This window comes from Mitsuokella sp. AF33-22 (assembly GCF_003475755.1).
Lineage (GTDB): Bacteria > Bacillota > Negativicutes > Selenomonadales > Selenomonadaceae > Mitsuokella.
Map to the genome: position 1 here is coordinate 86602 of NZ_QRQA01000008.1, position 17852 is coordinate 104453.

Consider the following 17852-nt stretch of genomic DNA (forward strand, 5'->3'; position numbering starts at 1 on the left):
TGAGAATCAGCAAAACGACCATTTGACGTCAACTCGTCAGATGGTCAATTTTTTTTGCAGAATTGCCCTACCAAAGTCCAGAATCAACGCATTGTTTTGAATTGAGAAAAATCATAAAATTAAAGTAACGAATCAAAGGACAAAGGAGGAGAATTAAAGTAACGAATCAAAAGGCAAAGGAGGAGCAAATATGAAATTCGGGAAAATAACCATGTTCTTGACCGCGGCGACTCTGGCGGGCAGCATGCTTTTGACAGGGTGTGGTGGCGAAAGCAATTCTTCCAGCAGTTCAAACGCCAAGGACGATGGAAACGTGCTGGTCGTCTACAACTGCAATACGGATGATTGGACAGCACCGATTGTCAAGGAATTCCAGGAAGAAACCGGTATCGAGGTACAGCTTGTTTCAGGTGGCTCTGGTGAATTGATGGCACGTGTGAAAGCGGAGAAAGACAATCCGCTCGGCGATGTCATGTGGGGCGGCTCTGGTGATTCTTATCTGGCGCTTTCGCCGTATCTGGAACCATATGAATCCCCCGAGAAGGCAAATATCAATCCGCAGTTTGTTGTTGCAGACAATTCGTTCTACAACATTACCATGGATCCCTATGTCATAGCGTACAATACAGATTTAGTCAATCCGGGAGAAGCACCGACGGGCTGGAAGGATTTACTGGATCCAAAATGGAAAGGCAAAATTGCCATTGCTGATCCGGCAAAATCAAGCTCCACGTATGCGGTCCTCTTAACTATGATGGATAAACTGGGCGGTGATCCGGCTATTGTCAATCAACTGGTTAAAAATCTGGATGGCAAGATCGCAAGTGGCTCGGCTGCACAAATTAAATCCCTTTCGGATGGCGAGTATGCGTTGACCGCGACATTTGAAGAAGCGGTTATGAAATATATCGTCAATGGATCGCATATGAAGATTGTCTATCCATCAGAAGGAACGGCAATCAGCACGGGCGGCATTGGCATCATCAAAGGTGCAAAACACATGGAGAATGCAAAGAAATTCATCGATTTTGCTATGAGTAAAAAAGTTCATGAACGTTTTGCTCAGTATCAGCGTCGTTCGACGCGTACCGATATTCCAGCCCCATCGGATTTGAAGCCGATTTCGGAAATCAATTATGTGCCATTTGACACGAAGCATGCTGTTGAATACAAAGATACGTTCTTAGGCCTCTGGCGCAAAGCTGTAACACAGTAAAAGTAAACAGGTGGAGGAGGGTGGATGACCACCCTCCTTTTTAAATCATGAAAAAGGGGGAAAATCCAATGAGTTTTGCTGTACATATTCAAGATGTAGTCAAGGAATATGGCGATTTTTTAGCGGTTAACCATATAACGCTCTCTATAAAGAATGGAGAATTCTTCACGCTGCTGGGGCCGTCCGGCTGTGGTAAGACAACGCTTTTGCGCATGATTGCCGGCTTTAATCCGATTGACGGCGGCACCATATCGTTTGATGATCGCGTCATCAATGATGTTCCCTCCTATCTCCGCAATATTGGCATGGTCTTTCAGAATTATGCCGTATTTCCTCATATGAGTGTAGCTGACAATATTGCGTATGGTTTGAAGGCGCGCAATTTTAAAGGCGAAGAATTAGACAAAAAGGTGCGGGCAGGTTTGGCCATGATGAAGATCGAAAACCTGGCAGACCGCATGCCATCGCAGTTATCCGGCGGCCAGCAGCAGCGCGTGGCTTTGGCACGTGCTATCGTGATTGAACCGGATGTCATGCTGATGGATGAGCCTCTTTCTAACTTGGACGCAAAATTACGCTTGGAGATGCGTTCTGTGATACGGAATATCCAGCAGACTCTGGGTATCACGACGATTTATGTCACGCATGACCAGGAAGAAGCACTGGCTATTTCCGACCGTATTGCGGTAATCAACAGTGGCACGATCATGCAGGTTGGCAATCCGGAAGATATTTATAAACATCCTGCCAATACTTTTGTTGCCAATTTCATCGGTACATCGAATTTTATTCATGGTACGGTGAAGGAAGGACAGTTGGCAATCCTGGATCAGGCTATGTATGATTTTTCGCCAAAAACGCCATACGAAGGCGATGTACAGATTTCTGTACGTCCGGAACAGATTGTTCTGTTACGCGGACATGGTGAAGGTATTCCAGGGGAGATTGTACGCGCGGTTTTCCTCGGCACACGGTACGAATATGAGATTGCGATTGCGGATGGAACACACGTCAAAGTCAATGCCTATAACATCCATTCGGATGAGGTCTATCATGCTGGCGATAAAGTGGGCTTACGTTTGTCTGCCCAACATATGAATATCTATGATGCGAGCGGGGAGGTGCTGTTGTCATGAAAAATTGGCATACGATGTCTCTTTACGATCGTTTCAACTGTTGGACCATTATTACCGTTGCTTCTTTGTGCCTGATCCTGCTGTTCATCATCTATCCATTTTCGGTCCTGGTGATTCATTCTGTTGTTACAGAAACAGGCGAGATCTCTTTTGCCAACTATGTAACATTTTTCCATAGCGACTACTATCTTCAGACTTTGTTCAACAGCTTCATTGTATCGTTGAGTGCAACGGTACTGGCCTGTATAATCGGCATTCCTATGGCGTATTTCACGTCGCGCTATCACATTACGGGAAAACCCTTGATTGATAATCTTTGTATCCTGGCCATGATGTCGCCACCTTTTATTGGCGCCTACTCCTGGGTCGTACTCCTGGGTCGAGCCGGCTTCATAACGAAATTCATGCAGTCGCACTTTGGTTTTTCCATGCCGTCCATCTATGGATTTGTGGGCATCTTATTGGTTTTCACGTTAAAACTATTTCCCTATGTGTATCTTTATGTGTCAGGAGCCTTGAGAAGCATGGATGCTTCTTTGGAGGAAGCAGCGGAAAGCCTCGGCGTTGGAGGCTGGAAGAAATTGCGTACGATAACATTTCCCTTGATTATGCCGACGATTTTATCCGCTGCTTTGATGGTGTTCATGACTTCTTTGGCAGATTTTGGTACTCCTGCTTTGATTGGTGAAGGGTTTCGCGTATTGCCGGTATGTATTTACGATGAATACATGAGTGAACTGGGTGGAAATACGGCTTTTGCCAACGTATTGAGCGTCGTGGTGATTGCTTTTGCGATGCTGGTGCTGCTGCTGCAAAAAAAGGCAATTGCAGGGCGCAATTATACCATGAGCAACCTGCGGCCGCCTAAAGTAAAATCTCTGCCACCGATTTCTCGTATGGTCGTTACGGCAGGCGTCTACCTGGTTGCCTTCTTGGGGGTTTTGCCGCAGATCACGGTAGTGGCCACCTCCTTTGTCAAGACAAGCGGTCCTGTCTTTTTACCTGGTGTTGGCTTGGACAGCTACCGCGAAGCCTTTTCTAAAATGTCTCTGGCAATTTCTAACTCGTTCATGTTCTCCATTATCGCGATTTCCATTATGATTTTCTGTGCCATGCTGTTGGCTTATTTGATTGTGCGTAAAAGCTCTCGTGTCGTTAATTTAATTGATATGCTGGTCATGTTCCCCTACGTTGTACCAGGTGCCGTACTTGGTATCATGCTCGTTTCAGCTTTCAACTCCAAGCCTTTGTTGTTGACCGGAACGGCTGGCATCATGATCCTCTCGTATGTGATTCGCAAGATGCCATTTACGCTGCGTTCCAGCATTGGCATACTGTATCAGATTGAATCAAGCGTAGAAGAAGCATCCATTAGTCTGGGCGTGCCGCCGTTTAAGACATTCTTTAAGATTACGGCGCGGCTGATGCTGCCGGGAGTCATATCGGGAGCCATCTTGAGCTGGATTGCGACGATGAATGAATTGAGCTCTTCGATGATTCTCTATACTGGCGCAACGCAGACAATATCGGTAGCCATTTTCAACGAGGTTACGAGTAAGGCTCATTTTGGTACAGCAGCGGCTCTGGCTACAGTCCTTACAGTTGCCACGATTTGCTCTCTTTGGCTTTGCAAGCGCTTGTCAGGAGGTAAGATTTCCTTATAAAATGTTCTAAATATTACCAACAAGGCTTACCTGTGATAAAATGATACCATAGTGGTAAGCGGGAATTGGGGACAGGAGGTAAGCAGGATGCTCCATAAATGGAAAATGAGTTATCGGCTGCGTCTCCTGTCCTATATGTTTCTCGTCGGTTTTTTACCTGTTCTGGTACTATCTGCAGGTGTTTTGCTGATTGTTTATCAAAATATTGATAGAACGGAGGCACAGGAGGCATATCAAAATATTCATAGTGTCGCTGAGCAGGTTTCAAGCTCTGTCGATGGATATGTTAAGCTGGTAGATACGTTATCTGAATCTGTGGTTATTGAACATGTCCTGGAACAATCCTCTGATAATGTACGCGAAGCATATGCGCAGATGTTCTTATTGATGCGGGGCAATCATGAGCAGGCTACGCTATATGTTTTATCTGGGAATGGACAGGTAGCCCTTTCTACATCGGACATACCGCATAGCTATAAACTGCCTCAGAATAATGGCTGGGGCGTATTTGCAAAAGCTGCACGGTCCAAGGATGCCGTACTGATATCGGCACCAAAGCAGGATCCTGATTTTCGGAATGTCGTTTTGACCGTGTGCAGGGCTGTACGCAAAGATCAACAGATTATCGGTTATGTCATTATTGATATTGAACGCCGGGCCATATGGGATATCTTGAATAACTATTCTTCGCAGGATATTATTCTGACGGATCAGTATCATTATGTTTTTTATGATACCCTGGGAAGCAGTAAAGAGGGTGTGGTATCCGGGATTACCGGCAGCGGATCTTTTTCTTCGACTAGTGGAATTGTCAGGGACCCCGACAATCCGGATAAAAAGCTTTATTATTTTCACGAACCCAAATACCATATTGGCGTGATGCAAAAAGAAATCACGGATAGAAGTGGCTTTTATGCATTGCGACGTACTATTGCAATTTTTGATTTGGTCGTATTGGCTATTATTATTCTGCTCTCGTATAAGTTGACACGTGACTTATGGAAACCTATGGGGGATTTAGTTACGGGGATGGAATGTGTTCGGCAAAATAATTTAGACGTGCGAATCCCGATTCGAAGAAGGGATGAAATTGGTGCTCTGGCGGCAACTTTTAATAAAATGGTTTACCATATCCGTCGTCTGCTGCGAGAGGCAAAGCAAAAAGAAGAAACCTTGCGCATTGCGCAGATCAAAGGACTGCAGGAACAGGTCAAGCCGCATTTCATCTATAATACACTGGATCTGATCAAATGGAGTGCCAAAGCTGGCGATACGAAGACGGTGGCACTTTTAGCGGTATCATTGGGACGGTTGCTGCGTAAGATTTTGGGGAAGTCGGCGTTTATCACGGTTCGGGAAGAGTTTGAGATTTTACAGTCGTATATGACGATACAGGAAAAGCGATTTGGTGACCGGATTCAAGTCGAATTTTTATTGGAACCGGATTTGGCAGACAAGTATCTGCCCAAACTGATTTTGGAACCTGTGTTGGAAAATGCCGTGAAGCATGGGCTGGGGAGCGTGACAGAAAAAGGAAGAATCTGTGTTTCGAGCCGCTTGAAAGGAAAATACATGGAATTTGAGATTGCAGATAATGGTGCAGGAATGGATCTTGCCAAAGCTCAACAATATCTTGAAGGTCATGATGATCAGCATGTGGGACTCTATAACGTACATCTGCGTGCTAAACTTAATGGAGATGCGACTTGTGGTGTTACGATCAAGCCTCAGGCAGAAGGGGGAACTCGTGTGATTATCCGTTTATTGGTCTTGGAGGAGGGAACTAACAGTTGAAGTTAAGTTGTAAAATACTATAAATACTCTTGCTGAAAAGTCAATTTATTGGTAAAATGGTATTGAGGTGATACCATTGAAATACTATACGATCAATAAATTTGCTAAGATCATCGGGGTCACCCCACAAACTCTCAGAAACTGGGATAGAAGCGGCAGGCTTCATCCTCATCATACTTCGACGAATGGCTACCGCTACTATTCAGAAGAGCAATTATGTGCTGTGACAGGGATTCAGTTCGCACCCAGAAAAGTCATCGGATATTGCAGGGTATCAAGCCGCAAGCAAAAGGATGATCTTGAACGACAAGTAGAGAATCTGAGGACCTATCTGTACGCACAAGGAAATCCATTTGAAATCATCACAGATATCGGTTCTGGAATCAATTACAAGAAGGATGGACTCCAAGAGCTGATTCACAGGATAGAAGCCAACCAGGTCGAGAAAGTGGTTGTCCTCTATAAGGACAGGCTCGTACGTTTCGGTTTTGAGCTTCTTGAAACGATTGCAACCATCCATGGATGTAAGATTGAGATTGTCGATATGGCCCGGAAAAGCGAGCAACAGGAACTGGTTGAAGATTTGGTCCAAATCATCACAGTGTTCAGTTGCGAGCTTCAGGGAAAACGAGCGCATCAAGCGAAGAAGATGATACGAGAGTTGGCAGGAGACGATTCAGATGATAAGGTCAATCCGAGTACAGCTGTTGCCGAACAACAAACAGAAGACTAAACTATTCCAGTTCGCTGGTGCTGCAAGATATGCTTACAATTGGGCGTTGGACAAGCAGATGGATAACTTCCGTGAAGGCCGCAAACTCCAGACGGACCATGAGCTTCGCAAAGCATTCACGCTCTTGCGGCATTCAGAGGAAAACAAGTGGCTTTTGGATATATCGAACAACGTCACGAAGCAGGCCATCAAAGACTTGTGCATTGCTTACAAGAATTTCTTTCACAAGCAGAAGCAGCCCATCTACATCAAGTATTCCTCTAAGAAAATTACTCATTATAACCGCATCGGCAAGAGTTTGACTGTCTATGACATGAACGGGCATCCCAAGTTCAGGAGCAAGAAGAACGGAGACTTCCGTTTCTATCAGGACAATGTCAAGATTCAATTCACAGGAACGCACGTCAAACTGGAGAGCCTTGCAGGAAGCAGGCGGAAGAACCGTCAGCGTTTGAACTGGGTTCGGCTTGCTGAAAGGAACAGGATTCCTGTCCGAGCGAAATACACGAACCCGCGGATCGCGTTCGATGGTGAGCGCTGGTGGCTCTCGGTAGGGATACAGACAGCCCGAAAACTGAAACCTTTGCGCGGACTGTCGTTTGTTTGCAAGAAACGGCGATATGCTCGCTCAGAAGGAATTGGCATTGATTTAGGCATCAAGGACTTGGCGGTACTTTCTGACGCCACGAAAGTCGGGAATATCAACAAGACCCGTGCAATAAGAAAACTCAAGAAGAAAAGACGCCGGTTGCAGCGTCAGGTATCTCAAAAATACCAGATGAATAAGAAAGGAGATAGTTACTGCAAAACGAGCAACCTTATAAAAAGTGAAAAACGACTTTTACGGATCAATCACAGACTGGCAAATATTCGTCAGAATCATGTGCATCAGGCTACGACATCAATCATAAAGCGAAAACCAAGCTTTGTGTGCCTCGAAGACTTGAATGTTCGTGGTATGATGAAGAATCGATATTTATCCGAGAAGATTCAGGAACAGAATCTTTATGAATTCCGCAGACAGATTGAATACAAGGCACACTGGGCCAAGATACCCGTTGTCATAGCAGATAGATGGTATCCGAGCTCCAAAACTTGTGTTATCTGCGGTCATGTAAAGAAAGAACTGAACCTATTGGAAAGGACGTATATTTGTCCTGTATGTGGCAATATAATTGATCGTGACTTCCAGGCAGCGCTGAACCTCAAACGTTATGGGGAAGCAGAGCAAGTGAAATTGGCAAACTACTAGAAAGAAGTCCATGCAGATATGTACCGATTCGTTAGTCGGGAACAGACGTGCCTTCTTGCGATGGTAAGGAGTGTCATGTCAAAGCCTCCGGAGCATTATATCAAACGTGAGTAGCTTGTCCTTCGGGATGGCAAAAACGAATGCGATGAACGAGGAATGAAACGTAAAAGTCAGTTTTTCATCAATAGACTATGGCTTTTTATAAGTTTTCAGTAACGGTACCGCAGTCTTGAAACGAGTTGTTGTGATTGATGATGAGCAGATCCAGCGACAGGGGCTGGTTTCTATGACGCCCTGGGAAGAAGTGGGATGTCAGGTCGTAGGAGAAGCTGCCAATGCACAGGAAGGCATGGAAATCATGCGGAAATTACAGCCGGATATTGTAATCGTCGATATACGCATGCCGGGTGAATCAGGCTTGGAACTAATCGAAAAGATGCAAAGAGAGATGCATGTAGAATATATTATCTTATCAGGCTATGGAGAATTTTCCTATGCACAGCAGGCGATTCGTTTAGGGGTGCGTAACTATCTGTTAAAGCCCGTTGATGATGATGAGTTGCTTGAAGCTGTTCGGAAAGCGGCTTCTTACGTGGATGAAGAAAAAAGGCGCAAGAAAATAGAGCTGGCAAATGGAAGCCAGCTGGATATATTTCGTAACTTTGGAGAAGGTAAGAGTAAAAATCAATATCTGGAAAAAGCTATCTGTTATATGGAAACTGAGTGTCAAAACAATATGACGATCCGTGACGTAGCCGACATAGTAAAAATCAGTCCGTCGTATCTTCATCGTCTTTTTGTTAAATATACGAATTATACGTTTGGAGAATATCTGACCATGTGCCGTATACGGCGGGCAATACGTCTGCTTCATGACGGTGACCGCAAGATTTATGAAATTGCGGAGCTTTGTGGCTATAAAGATACTCGTTATTTCAGTATGGTATTTCGACGCATAACAGGCCTGACACCTTCTGAATATAAAGAAGGACGTCAGGCCTGATGTAACGGTAATGTGTTCGTTTGTACGTTCTATTTTGAGGCAAACTCGCGCATCATGGCGATTTCGCGGGCGTAGCCGGCGGCATCGTTTGGTGTCTCGAGAATGAAGGGGAGGTGGCATAACGCCGGATGGCGCACGACGCGGGTCAGGGCTTCGAGGCCGATCTCGCCCTCGCCGAGGCGTGCGTGGCGGTCCTTGTGGCTGCCGAGCCCGTTCTGGCTGTCATTGAGATGGATGGCGCGCAGGCGTGAAAGCCCTATGATGCGGTCAAATTCCGTGAGTACCTCATCGAGATGGTTCTGGATATCATAGCCGGCATCCCAGACGTGGCAGGTATCGAGACAGATGCCGAGCAGCTCCGCGTGTTCCACGCGGTCGATGATGGCGCGGAGCTCTTCAAAGCTTCGTCCCACTTCCGTGCCTTTGCCGGCCATGGTCTCAAGCAGCACCGTGGTCCTTTGCTCCGGGTGCAGGACTTCGTTGAGCTGTTGCGCAATCAATTCGATGCCAGTTTCGGCACCCTGCTTGACGTGGCTGCCGGGATGGAAATTGTAGAGGTTGCCCGGCAGATGGTCGAGCCGGTTTAAGTCGTCGGCCATGGTCTCACGCGCGAAGGTCCGCAGATTCTCCTTGGCGGCACAGGCATTCATGGTATACGGTGCATGGGCGACCAGCGTGCCGATGCCGTGTTCCTGTTGAAAGGCGAGGAAGGCCTCGATATCCGCGGGATCGAGTTCCTTGGCCCGGCCGCCGCGCGGATTGCGCGTGAAAAAGGCAAAGACATCAGCTCCAAGCGCTACAGCCTCCCTGCCCATGGCGAGGAAGCCCTTGGCCGAAGACAGATGGCAGCCGATGTGTAAAGTCTGTTCGTTCATGATGCTTTATTTCACCGGGACGCAGTGAGCGGCATCGATGGCCTTGACCTTCTGGATGCGACGCTGATATTTTTCAGCCGTCAGGGGCTCCGTGTGCATCCAGGTCTTGACGATTTCCATGGCAATTGCCGGTCCGATGATCTTGCCGCCGAGGCAGAGTACATTGCTGTCATTGTGCTGACGGGCAAGTGCGGCGCAGAATGGATCCTGGCAGACCACGGCGAAGATGCCCTGCAGCTTGTTGGCAATCATCGCACTGCCATAGCCGACGCCATCGACAAAGATGCCGCGGTCGCATTCTCCCGTAGCTACAGCCTTGGCCGCCGGATAAACGAAATCCGACAGGTCGCACGACTCCTCGTCATACGTGCCGAAGTCCTTGACTTCATGTCCCTCGCTCTCAAGGTATGCCTTGATTTCTTCCTTAAGCTTCGTACCGGCATGATCATTTGCCATTGCAATTTTCATGATGATTCCTCCTCGATAATAACGTGGATTTTTGACTGACTTCTGTACTTTCATCTTACTGATGCGGCCCGGCGACGTCAAGTCTGTGCTTGAGATGGTCAAATGACTGCCTGGCAAGGAAAATATCGTGTACCTGCTGCTGGCTGTATGCAGGAGTGAGCTGTTTTCCGGCATTTTCTTTCGGCTGAGAATGGTATACAATAAGGATGATAATAATGTCATAGTGGACTGGAGGGATTTTCATGGATACGTTATCCTGCATTGCCACACGTCACAGCACGCGCAACTTTAAACCCGATATGGTGCCGGATGAGCTGCTGCATCAGGTCATTGAGGCTGGGCGGCTGGCGCCGAGCGGCAAGCATATGAACCAGAATCATTTCCTCGTCGTGCGCAAGCCGGAGGTGCTGGAGCGCCTGACGAATCTCGTGCGCGAGGAGTTTGCCAAGATGGAGGTCACGCCGGAGAATGAGGCGAATTTCGGTGGGGCCATCAAGCGGTCGAAGAAGGGGGATTATGTGTTCCGCTACAATGCGCCCGTGCTCATCATTGTGGCCAACAAGGCATCTTATGGCAACAATATGGCCGATGCCTCGTGCGCCATGGAAAACATGATGCTCGCGGCCAATGCGCTTGATCTTGGCAGCTGCTGGATCAATCAGCTGCGCTGGCTCAATGAGAACCCGGTGCTGCTGTCTTATTTGCGGGAGCTCGGCATGGCAGAGGATGAGCGTGTCTACGCTTCCCTGAGCCTCGGCTATTCGGCTCTGCCCGATGGCCTGCCTAATCGCCGCATCCTCGATGTGACGGGCAATCCGGTCACATATGTTGATTGAGCAATTAAACGCATAGAAAAACGCCGTTCCTTGCTGGCTGCACGGAACGGCGTTTTTATTGGGGGCGTCAGAGAAGTGCTTCGATATCCTTGGCGATGGCCGACGGCACTCTGGTTGGCTCAAAGCGGCTGACGACATGGCCTTCACGGTCAATGAGGAATTTCGTGAAGTTCCATTTGATGCCATCGCCCTCGAGAATTTCCGGGAAATTCTTTTCGAGGACATCTTTGAGGATCGGGGCGTTCGGGTGATCCTCGTCAAACCCGGCGAACCCCTTCTCTTTCGTCAGATACTGGAAGAGGGGCTGGGCGTGCTCACCGCGCACATCTCCCTTGGCAAAGATTGGGAACGTTACACCGTAATTGTAACGGCAGAACTGCTCGATTTCGGCATTGCTGCCCGGATCCTGCTCGGCAAACTGGTTGCAAGGAAAGCCGAGAATCACGAGTCCTTGATCTTTGTAGGTGAGGTAGAGCTTCTGCAGCTCCTCAAACTGCGGCGTAAAGCCGCATTTGCTGGCTGTATTGACAATCAGCAGTACTTTACCTTTGTAGTCTGCCAGGGACTTTTCCTGGCCCTGGTTGGTCTTGACGGTGAAATCATAAATATTCATGTGTTTTCTCCTATATAATCGAGTTGTCGTTTTATCTATGTGAATTCATTGTACTGTACTTTTATAATTTTGTCAAATTAAATTTTACAAAATTATTTAAGCAAAAAAAGGAGAATTATGGATTTTTTTCTTTGCCGTTTTCGTGCGGATTCCTATGATTTTTGCCTTCTGACAGGGCAAATATACTCAATAAATAAGGATTATGACGGTGACTTTTCAGAATAAATTTATTTTGAATAAATTTGCTGGAAAGCGTTTTACTTCTCTGTTTAAACAGTGTAGAATAGGGGTGTACGAGGACCCGTTTTCCTCATAAAACAGGCCGAGGCGGAGGCTGAGCAGCGACAATGACCAATAAAGTCAGCATCCGTCTAAATATAAGTAGAATAAAGGAATAGGTGGGGATTCACACATGTTAAAGAAGACGAAAATTATCTGCACGCAGGGACCTGCCACGGAGAGACCGGGCGTTGTCGATGCGCTGATTGCCAATGGCATGAACTGCGCACGCTTCAACTTCTCCCATGGTGATCATGCAGAGCATCTTGGCCGCATCAAAATGGTTCGTGAAGCAGCCAAGAAGGCAGGTAAGGTCATTTCCCTGATCCTGGACACGAAGGGACCGGAGATGCGTCTTGGCGAGTTCAAAGACGGTAAGGTCATGCTCGAGAAGGGCAACAAGTTCACGCTGACGTATGAAGACACGCCGGGCGATGAAACGCATGTATCCGTCAACCACAAAGGCCTTTATACGGAAGTGAAGCCGGGCGATACGCTGCTTCTCTCCGATGGTCTCGTTGCGCTCAAAGTCGATGAGATCAAGGGCAAGGACATTATCACGACGATCCAGAACAGCGGCAAGATGAGCACGAAGAAGCGCGTTGCTGCTCCTGGCGTTTCCCTTGGCCTGCCGCCGATTTCCGAGCAGGATGCGAAGGACATTATCTTCGGCTGTGAGCAGGATATGGACTTCATTGCCGCTTCCTTCATCCAGCGTCCGGAAGATGTCCTGGCCATCCGCAAGCTCATTGAGGAGCACAACGGCCACATGGAGATCCTGCCGAAGATCGAGAACCTCGAAGGCGTCAAGAATTTCGATGCTATCCTCGAAGTCTCCGACGGTATCATGGTCGCTCGTGGCGACCTCGGCGTTGAGGTTCCGGCCGAGGATGTTCCGCTGATCCAGAAAGAGATCATCAAGAAGTGCAACAAGGCCGGCAAGCCGGTTATCGTCGCTACGCAGATGCTCGATTCCATGGAGCGTAACCCGCGTCCGACGCGCGCAGAGGTTTCCGATGTCGGTAATGCCATCCTCGATGGTACGGATGCCATCATGCTCTCCGGTGAGACGGCTTCCGGTGACTATCCGGTCGAGGCTGTTTCCACGATGAACCGCATTGCTCGTCGCATCGAGGAATCTCTCGAGTACAAGAACCTCTTCGTTGAGCGTGGTTTCGAGCACAGCGAGAGCCGTACGCGTGCCGTTGCACATGCCACGGTACAGATGGCTTATGAGCTCGATGTTCCGGCTATTATCACGCCGACCGACAGCGGCTACACGACGAAGATTGTATCCCGCTTCCGTCCGAAAGCAGCCATCGTTGCTTACACGCCGCATGAGAAGGTTGTCCGTCAGCTCAACCTGCGTTGGGGCGTATACCCGATTCTCGGCACGCAGTGGAACGACGTCGACGAGATGATCACGAACGCCGTATCTGCGGCCGTCAAGGACGGTTTCGTCAAGCGCGGCGATACGACGATCATCACCTCTGGCATCAAGCTCCAGAGCAAGACGAGCGTTGGCAACAACACGAATATGATTCGCGTTTACAAGATTTGATCTTGTTTCTATTCTGACACTTTTATGAGGAGAACCGTCCGGTTCTCCTCATTTTTTGTTTCATTGCGGTTTTACTTTGTCCTGCTTCAGAATATATAAATCTTTCTGTGATGAATATTTTTTATAAAAACCGTATTTTATCTTGTTAAATAAGCCTGAATATGATATGATTGAGATAGAATTGGATAGAAAGGGGGACGTATCTATGGGTTGGCTGGATACGGCGAAACCGAAAAGAGAGTGGCATCAGGCAGAGTTCCATGTTGACGATGATGCGGCTGTTGTCCATGAGTCAATCTATTCGATTACGACAGCAGATGACTCGGTGTATCTTTCCGCAAAATATGTCAGCAAATGCTATAACGGCATTCCCTTGTCCAAGCAGAGAGCTGCTATGATGCCAGAAAAGCAGCAGTAAAATTTACAGAATCCTGCATGATGAATCGTACATGCAGACGGCTATGAGAGGAAAGGGGTATTCTGCCCCTGCTGAGATGCGCAGACCCGTTGTGGCCTGCGCATTTTTATTGGAGGGCGCAGGCCTTGCTTTTTCTTGCGGAAGGCGGTCCATCTATGGTATGATAGGAAAGAAAGTGTAAAGGAAATAAGGGAGGCCATACATTTGCTTACCATTTTGATGATATTGGACGCCATCATTGCGATCATCCTCATTGCATCCGTTCTGGGGCAGGAGGCAAAGTCCGCCGGCATGGGCGGTATGGGCGGTGGCGCCGATACGGTCTTTTCGAGCAAAGCCCGCGGCATGGATGCCCTGCTGGCTCGCGTGACGGTTGTCTTCGCCATCCTGTTTGCAGTGATTACACTCGTGATTGCTCGCATGACGAATTGATATCGGCTTATCTGTACCCCCTGCTGCTGAGCGGGGGTACTTTTCTTGAAAGGGGGGATTGCCCGTGATCATGTCCGGTGCAGAGCCGTTCTTCTTGCCGGGCGGCAGGACGGGCGTGCTCCTCATCCATGGTTTTACGGGCCTGCCGGCGGAACTTCTGCTCATGGGCAAATACCTGCAGGCACAGGGCTGCACGGTGCTCGGTGTCCGGCTGGCCGGACACGGCACGACGGCAGAGGACATGAGCCATATGACGGGCGAGGATTGGCTTGATTCCGTTCGCGATGGCTATGCCCTACTGCGCGGCTGCTGTGATCACGTGGTGGCAGGCGGCCACTCCATGGGCGGTTTGCTCGCCCTGTTGCTGGCGGCGGAACAGGAGGTCATGGGTGTCATCTCGATGTCTGCGCCCATCTACATTGCGGAAGAACGAGGCATTGCCAAACTGCCGCCGCGCCGCCTTTGTGCTGGAGTTTTCGTGCCGAAGGCGAGGCGCCGGTTGCGCAATGTACCTCCGGCTGTCAATCAGACGTATCGCTCCATGCCGCTCACAGGCGTCCATGAGCTGCTTGGGCTCATGGAGAGGACGAAGCAGGCTCTGCCGTCCATACGGGTGCCGGCACTGATCCTGCACAGTCTGAACGACCGCACGGCCGATGCCGAGAGCGCCATCTACATCCGGGAGCATCTCGGCAGCAGTGAAAAAGAGATTGTCTGGCTCAAGACCTCTGGCCATCTGATTCCCGTAGGCGAGGAGCGCGATCAGGTCTTTGCGGCCGCGGCCGCCTTCCTCTCGCGGCTGACGGGCAGCGGTCAGGATTTCATAGAACGTACACAAAGGAAGTAGTGGAGAGAAGAACATGGATTTAAAAGAACGTATTTTAGCCTACATGAAAGAGAAGGCTTATAAACCGCTGCTGGCGGAAGACCTGGCAGAAGGCATGCATTTGACGCAGGAAGAGCTTGTGGAGTTTGATGCTGCGCTCGAGGAACTCGAGAAAGAGGGCGCGGTCATCAAAAACCGCAGCGATCTCTATGGCATTCCGAGCCGCATGCACCTCGTGGTCGGACGCCTGTCGATGACGGCCAAGGGCTTTGGTTTCATCATCCCCGATGTGCGTGCTTCCGAGGATGAGACGGACGTGTTCGTGCCGGGCGCAGATCTCAATACGGCCATGCACGGCGACCGTGTCGTGGCGCGCGTGGCGCCGGCTGTCGAAGAAGGCCGTTCGCGCGAGGGCGAGATCATCCGCATCCTCGAACGTGCCAATGAGAAGATCGTCGGCACGTTTGAGAACAGCAAGACGTTTGGCTTCGTGACGCCAGACAACACGAAGCTCAGTCAGGATATTTTCGTGCCGAAGAAGGCATTCCACGGTGCGAAGACGGGCAGCAAGGTCGTCGTTGAGATCACGAAGTGGCCGGACCGCCGCCGCAATGCGGAGGGCAAGGTCATCGAAGTACTCGGCAAGGTGGGCGATCCGGGTGTCGATGTCCTCTCAGTCATGCGTCAGTATGATCTTTCCGAGACGTTCCCTGAAGATGTACAGGCAGCCGCTTCTGCCATGGAGCAGGAGCCGGCTCCGGAGGAGTACCGCGGCCGCCGCGACCGCCGCGACTTCCCGATTGTCACGGTCGATGGTGAGGATTCCAAGGACCTCGACGACGGCGTCTTTGCCCGCCGCAACGAGGACGGCTCCTTCTTCCTCGGTGTCTACATTGCCGATGTCAGCTGGTACGTGCGTGAGAACCAGCCGCTTGACCGCGAGGCGTATGAGCGCGGCACGAGCGTGTACCTCGTCGACCGCGTCATCCCGATGCTGCCGAAGGAACTCAGCAACGGCATCTGCAGCCTCAATGCCGGCGTCGACCGCCTGGCCATGGCCTGCGAGATGCAGATCTCGGTAGACGGCGAAGTCCTGAGCTATGAGATCGTGCCGACGGTCATCCATGTTTACCGCCGCCTGACGTACAACATCGTCAACAAGGTCCTCGTCGACCATGAGGAACCGTTCTATTCGGACAATCAGGATATCCGCGGCATGCTCGAAACGCTGGCCGACCTGCGCAATGCGCTCAAGGCCAAGCGTCATCGCCGCGGTTCAATCGATTTCGATCTGCCCGAGGTCAAGGTCAAGCTCGACGAGCAGGGCCATCCGGTCGCACTCATCAAGCGCGAGGGTTCGCTGGCAGAATCCATCATTGAGGAATGCATGCTGATTGCCAACGAGACGGTGGCGCGTCATATGGATACGAAGAACCTGCCGTTCATGTACCGCGTTCACGAGCAGCCGTCGACGGAGAAAATCGAACGCCTCAACAATCTGCTCTCGACGTTCGGCCTGTTCGTCAAGCAGAATGAGAATGGCGAGATTGTCCCGATGGATGTCCAGCAGGTACTCGAGAAGGTCGAGGGCAAGCCGGAGGAGCGCATCATCAGCACGGTGGCCCTGCGCTCGATGCAGCAGGCGCGTTACAGCGACCTGAGCCTCGGTCACTTTGGCCTTGCAGCCCGCTATTACACGCATTTCACGTCGCCAATCCGCCGCTATCCGGACCTCATCGTCCATCGCCTGCTGCGTGAGACTTTTGCGACGGGCACGATTCCGCGCGAGCGCCAGGAAAAACTGCGCTCCATCCTGCCGGGCATCGCCGAGCATGCCTCGGAGCGCGAGCGCATTGCCATTGAGGCGGAGCGCGAGACGACGGACATGAAGAAGATCGAGTACATGGCACAGTTCGTCGGCGAGGAATTCTCCGGCATCATCAGCGGTGTCACGGCCTTTGGCATTTTCGTCGAGCTGGATAACGGCGTCGAGGGCCTCGTCCACGTCTCGACCATGGTCAACGATTATTACGAATACGTGGAAGAACAGTATGCGATGATCGGCGAGCGCACGAGAAAGGCATACCGTCTCGGCGACGAGGTGGAAGTCCTGCTTGTACGCGCCAATGTCGAGGAACGCAATCTCGACTTCGTACTCAAGGACAATGGCGCTTATGACCCGCAGGCCATGCAGAATGCCGTGCGCGGCGGCCGCAGCAAGGGCGGCAAGTCAGGCGGCAATGGCCGGGACAAGAAGGACGACCGCAAGGGCGGCACGCGTCCGCCGCGCCGCAAGGAAGACGACATCATTGCGGAATCGCTGACGCCTGCAGAGGATGCCTCGAAGCAGAAGCGGCGCCCGAAGAACGGCGGCCGCAGGAAGAATCGCGGGGCCTCGGGTGAGAAGCTGCCGCAGCCGGAGCATAAACCGGCGAAAGGACGCAGGGAGAAGGGCCGCGAGAAACGCGAGCATGAGCGCCTGGAGCGCAGCGACCGTCCGGAGCGCAAGCCCAACCGCCGGGAACGCCGCGAGGAAGCGCGCGGAGAGGAGAGCCGCGACTATCACCGCGTCAGGGTGACGGGGCTCAACAGTGCCGTCTGGCCGGATCCGCCGGGCTACCATGAGCGCAAAATGCGCGAGGAGGCCAAGGCCGAGAAGCAGAAGTCTGCGTCGGCTTCCTCGAAGCATCGTCCGCGCCCGCACCGCAAGACGGAAGGCGGCACGGCACCCAATAAATAAGCGATA

16 protein-coding genes are annotated in these 17852 nt (G+C 50.4%); 13 read left to right on the forward strand and 3 right to left on the reverse strand.

Annotated elements, in window-relative coordinates; all coding sequences use genetic code 11:
- Positions 1–190: 190 nt before the first annotated feature.
- The 7 genes from DWZ54_RS06550 to DWZ54_RS06580 all read left to right on the forward strand — a co-directional run bounded on the left by DWZ54_RS06550 (position 191) and on the right by DWZ54_RS06580 (position 8798).
- Positions 191–1216 carry an ABC transporter substrate-binding protein gene (locus tag DWZ54_RS06550; RefSeq protein WP_233519460.1) on the forward strand — a complete coding sequence of 342 codons (1026 nt, stop codon included), beginning with the start codon at positions 191–193 and terminating at the stop codon, positions 1214–1216.
- Between the two features lie 68 nt (positions 1217–1284).
- Positions 1285–2352 (forward strand): ABC transporter ATP-binding protein, encoded by a 1068-nt coding sequence (locus DWZ54_RS06555; protein WP_118015006.1) that lies wholly within the window; start codon positions 1285–1287, stop codon positions 2350–2352.
- Positions 2349–4016 (forward strand): iron ABC transporter permease, encoded by a 1668-nt coding sequence (locus DWZ54_RS06560; RefSeq protein ID WP_118014992.1) that lies wholly within the window; start codon positions 2349–2351, stop codon positions 4014–4016. The genes DWZ54_RS06555 and DWZ54_RS06560 overlap by 4 nt, the downstream gene beginning before the upstream one ends.
- A gap of 87 nt (positions 4017–4103) precedes the next feature.
- Complete coding sequence (locus tag DWZ54_RS06565; protein ID WP_118474979.1) at positions 4104–5810, forward strand: sensor histidine kinase; 1707 nt, start codon at positions 4104–4106, stop codon at positions 5808–5810.
- A gap of 76 nt (positions 5811–5886) precedes the next feature.
- The gene (locus tag DWZ54_RS06570; RefSeq protein WP_118474980.1) at positions 5887–6543 is read left to right on the forward strand and encodes an IS607 family transposase; all 657 of its coding nucleotides are present in this window, start codon (positions 5887–5889) and stop codon (positions 6541–6543) included.
- On the forward strand, positions 6491–7795 hold the full coding sequence (locus tag DWZ54_RS06575) for an RNA-guided endonuclease TnpB family protein (RefSeq protein WP_118474981.1): 1305 nt from the start codon (positions 6491–6493) through the stop codon (positions 7793–7795). The genes DWZ54_RS06570 and DWZ54_RS06575 overlap by 53 nt, the downstream gene beginning before the upstream one ends.
- Before the next feature lie 229 nt (positions 7796–8024).
- Positions 8025–8798 carry a response regulator gene (locus tag DWZ54_RS06580; protein WP_118015877.1) on the forward strand — a complete coding sequence of 258 codons (774 nt, stop codon included), beginning with the start codon at positions 8025–8027 and terminating at the stop codon, positions 8796–8798.
- 29 nt (positions 8799–8827) lie between these two features.
- Here the strand turns inward: DWZ54_RS06580 and DWZ54_RS06585 are convergent, their stop codons facing one another.
- Both DWZ54_RS06585 and rpiB read right to left on the reverse strand, forming a co-directional pair.
- Positions 8828–9673 carry a deoxyribonuclease IV gene (locus DWZ54_RS06585; protein WP_118474982.1) on the reverse strand — a complete coding sequence of 282 codons (846 nt, stop codon included), beginning with the start codon at positions 9671–9673 and terminating at the stop codon, positions 8828–8830.
- A gap of 6 nt (positions 9674–9679) precedes the next feature.
- A complete protein-coding gene (gene rpiB, locus DWZ54_RS06590) occupies positions 9680–10141 on the reverse strand; it encodes a ribose 5-phosphate isomerase B (protein ID WP_118015879.1) in 462 nt (153 codons plus the stop codon).
- A 242-nt stretch (positions 10142–10383) separates the two neighbouring features.
- Between rpiB and DWZ54_RS06600 the strand changes: the two genes are divergently transcribed.
- Positions 10384–10977 carry a nitroreductase gene (locus DWZ54_RS06600; protein WP_118474984.1) on the forward strand — a complete coding sequence of 198 codons (594 nt, stop codon included), beginning with the start codon at positions 10384–10386 and terminating at the stop codon, positions 10975–10977.
- A 67-nt stretch (positions 10978–11044) separates the two neighbouring features.
- Here DWZ54_RS06600 and DWZ54_RS06605 read toward each other — a convergent pair whose 3' ends face one another.
- Positions 11045–11590, reverse strand: a complete 546-nt coding sequence (locus DWZ54_RS06605; RefSeq protein WP_118015886.1) for a glutathione peroxidase — start codon at positions 11588–11590, stop codon at positions 11045–11047.
- Positions 11591–12002: 412 nt separating this feature from the next.
- Between DWZ54_RS06605 and pyk the strand changes: the two genes are divergently transcribed.
- The 5 genes from pyk (at position 12003) to rnr (ending at position 17846) form a co-directional block, all read left to right on the forward strand.
- A complete protein-coding gene (pyk, locus tag DWZ54_RS06610) occupies positions 12003–13430 on the forward strand; it encodes a pyruvate kinase (RefSeq protein ID WP_118015887.1) in 1428 nt (475 codons plus the stop codon).
- 205 nt (positions 13431–13635) lie between these two features.
- Entirely contained in the window at positions 13636–13848 is a 213-nt protein-coding gene (locus DWZ54_RS06615; protein WP_118015888.1) for a hypothetical protein, read from the forward strand.
- A 219-nt stretch (positions 13849–14067) separates the two neighbouring features.
- Positions 14068–14280, forward strand: a complete 213-nt coding sequence (gene secG / locus DWZ54_RS06620) for a preprotein translocase subunit SecG (protein WP_118015889.1) — start codon at positions 14068–14070, stop codon at positions 14278–14280.
- Between the two features lie 70 nt (positions 14281–14350).
- Complete coding sequence (locus DWZ54_RS06625) at positions 14351–15127, forward strand: alpha/beta hydrolase (protein WP_367180997.1); 777 nt, start codon at positions 14351–14353, stop codon at positions 15125–15127.
- A gap of 13 nt (positions 15128–15140) precedes the next feature.
- Positions 15141–17846, forward strand: a complete 2706-nt coding sequence (gene rnr, locus DWZ54_RS06630; RefSeq protein ID WP_118474986.1) for a ribonuclease R — start codon at positions 15141–15143, stop codon at positions 17844–17846.
- Positions 17847–17852: the final 6 nt, after the last annotated feature.

Excerpts from the sequence above, each read along its gene's own strand:
- DWZ54_RS06555 (WP_118015006.1), top strand. The coding sequence starts at position 1,285 with ATGAGTTTTGCTGTACATATTCAAGATGTAGTCAAGGAATATGGCGAT.
- DWZ54_RS06600 (WP_118474984.1), top strand. The coding sequence starts at position 10,384 with ATGGATACGTTATCCTGCATTGCCACACGTCACAGCACGCGCAACTTT.
- rpiB (WP_118015879.1), bottom strand. The coding sequence starts at position 10,141 with ATGAAAATTGCAATGGCAAATGATCATGCCGGTACGAAGCTTAAGGAA.
- DWZ54_RS06615 (WP_118015888.1), top strand. The coding sequence starts at position 13,636 with ATGGGTTGGCTGGATACGGCGAAACCGAAAAGAGAGTGGCATCAGGCA.
- DWZ54_RS06550 (WP_233519460.1), top strand. The coding sequence starts at position 191 with ATGAAATTCGGGAAAATAACCATGTTCTTGACCGCGGCGACTCTGGCG.
- pyk (WP_118015887.1), top strand. The coding sequence starts at position 12,003 with ATGTTAAAGAAGACGAAAATTATCTGCACGCAGGGACCTGCCACGGAG.
- DWZ54_RS06565 (WP_118474979.1), top strand. The coding sequence starts at position 4,104 with ATGCTCCATAAATGGAAAATGAGTTATCGGCTGCGTCTCCTGTCCTAT.
- DWZ54_RS06575 (WP_118474981.1), top strand. The coding sequence starts at position 6,491 with ATGATAAGGTCAATCCGAGTACAGCTGTTGCCGAACAACAAACAGAAG.
- rnr (WP_118474986.1), top strand. The coding sequence starts at position 15,141 with ATGGATTTAAAAGAACGTATTTTAGCCTACATGAAAGAGAAGGCTTAT.
- DWZ54_RS06625 (WP_367180997.1), top strand. The coding sequence starts at position 14,351 with ATGTCCGGTGCAGAGCCGTTCTTCTTGCCGGGCGGCAGGACGGGCGTG.
- DWZ54_RS06560 (WP_118014992.1), top strand. The coding sequence starts at position 2,349 with ATGAAAAATTGGCATACGATGTCTCTTTACGATCGTTTCAACTGTTGG.
- DWZ54_RS06585 (WP_118474982.1), bottom strand. The coding sequence starts at position 9,673 with ATGAACGAACAGACTTTACACATCGGCTGCCATCTGTCTTCGGCCAAG.
- DWZ54_RS06605 (WP_118015886.1), bottom strand. The coding sequence starts at position 11,590 with ATGAATATTTATGATTTCACCGTCAAGACCAACCAGGGCCAGGAAAAG.
- secG (WP_118015889.1), top strand. The coding sequence starts at position 14,068 with ATGATATTGGACGCCATCATTGCGATCATCCTCATTGCATCCGTTCTG.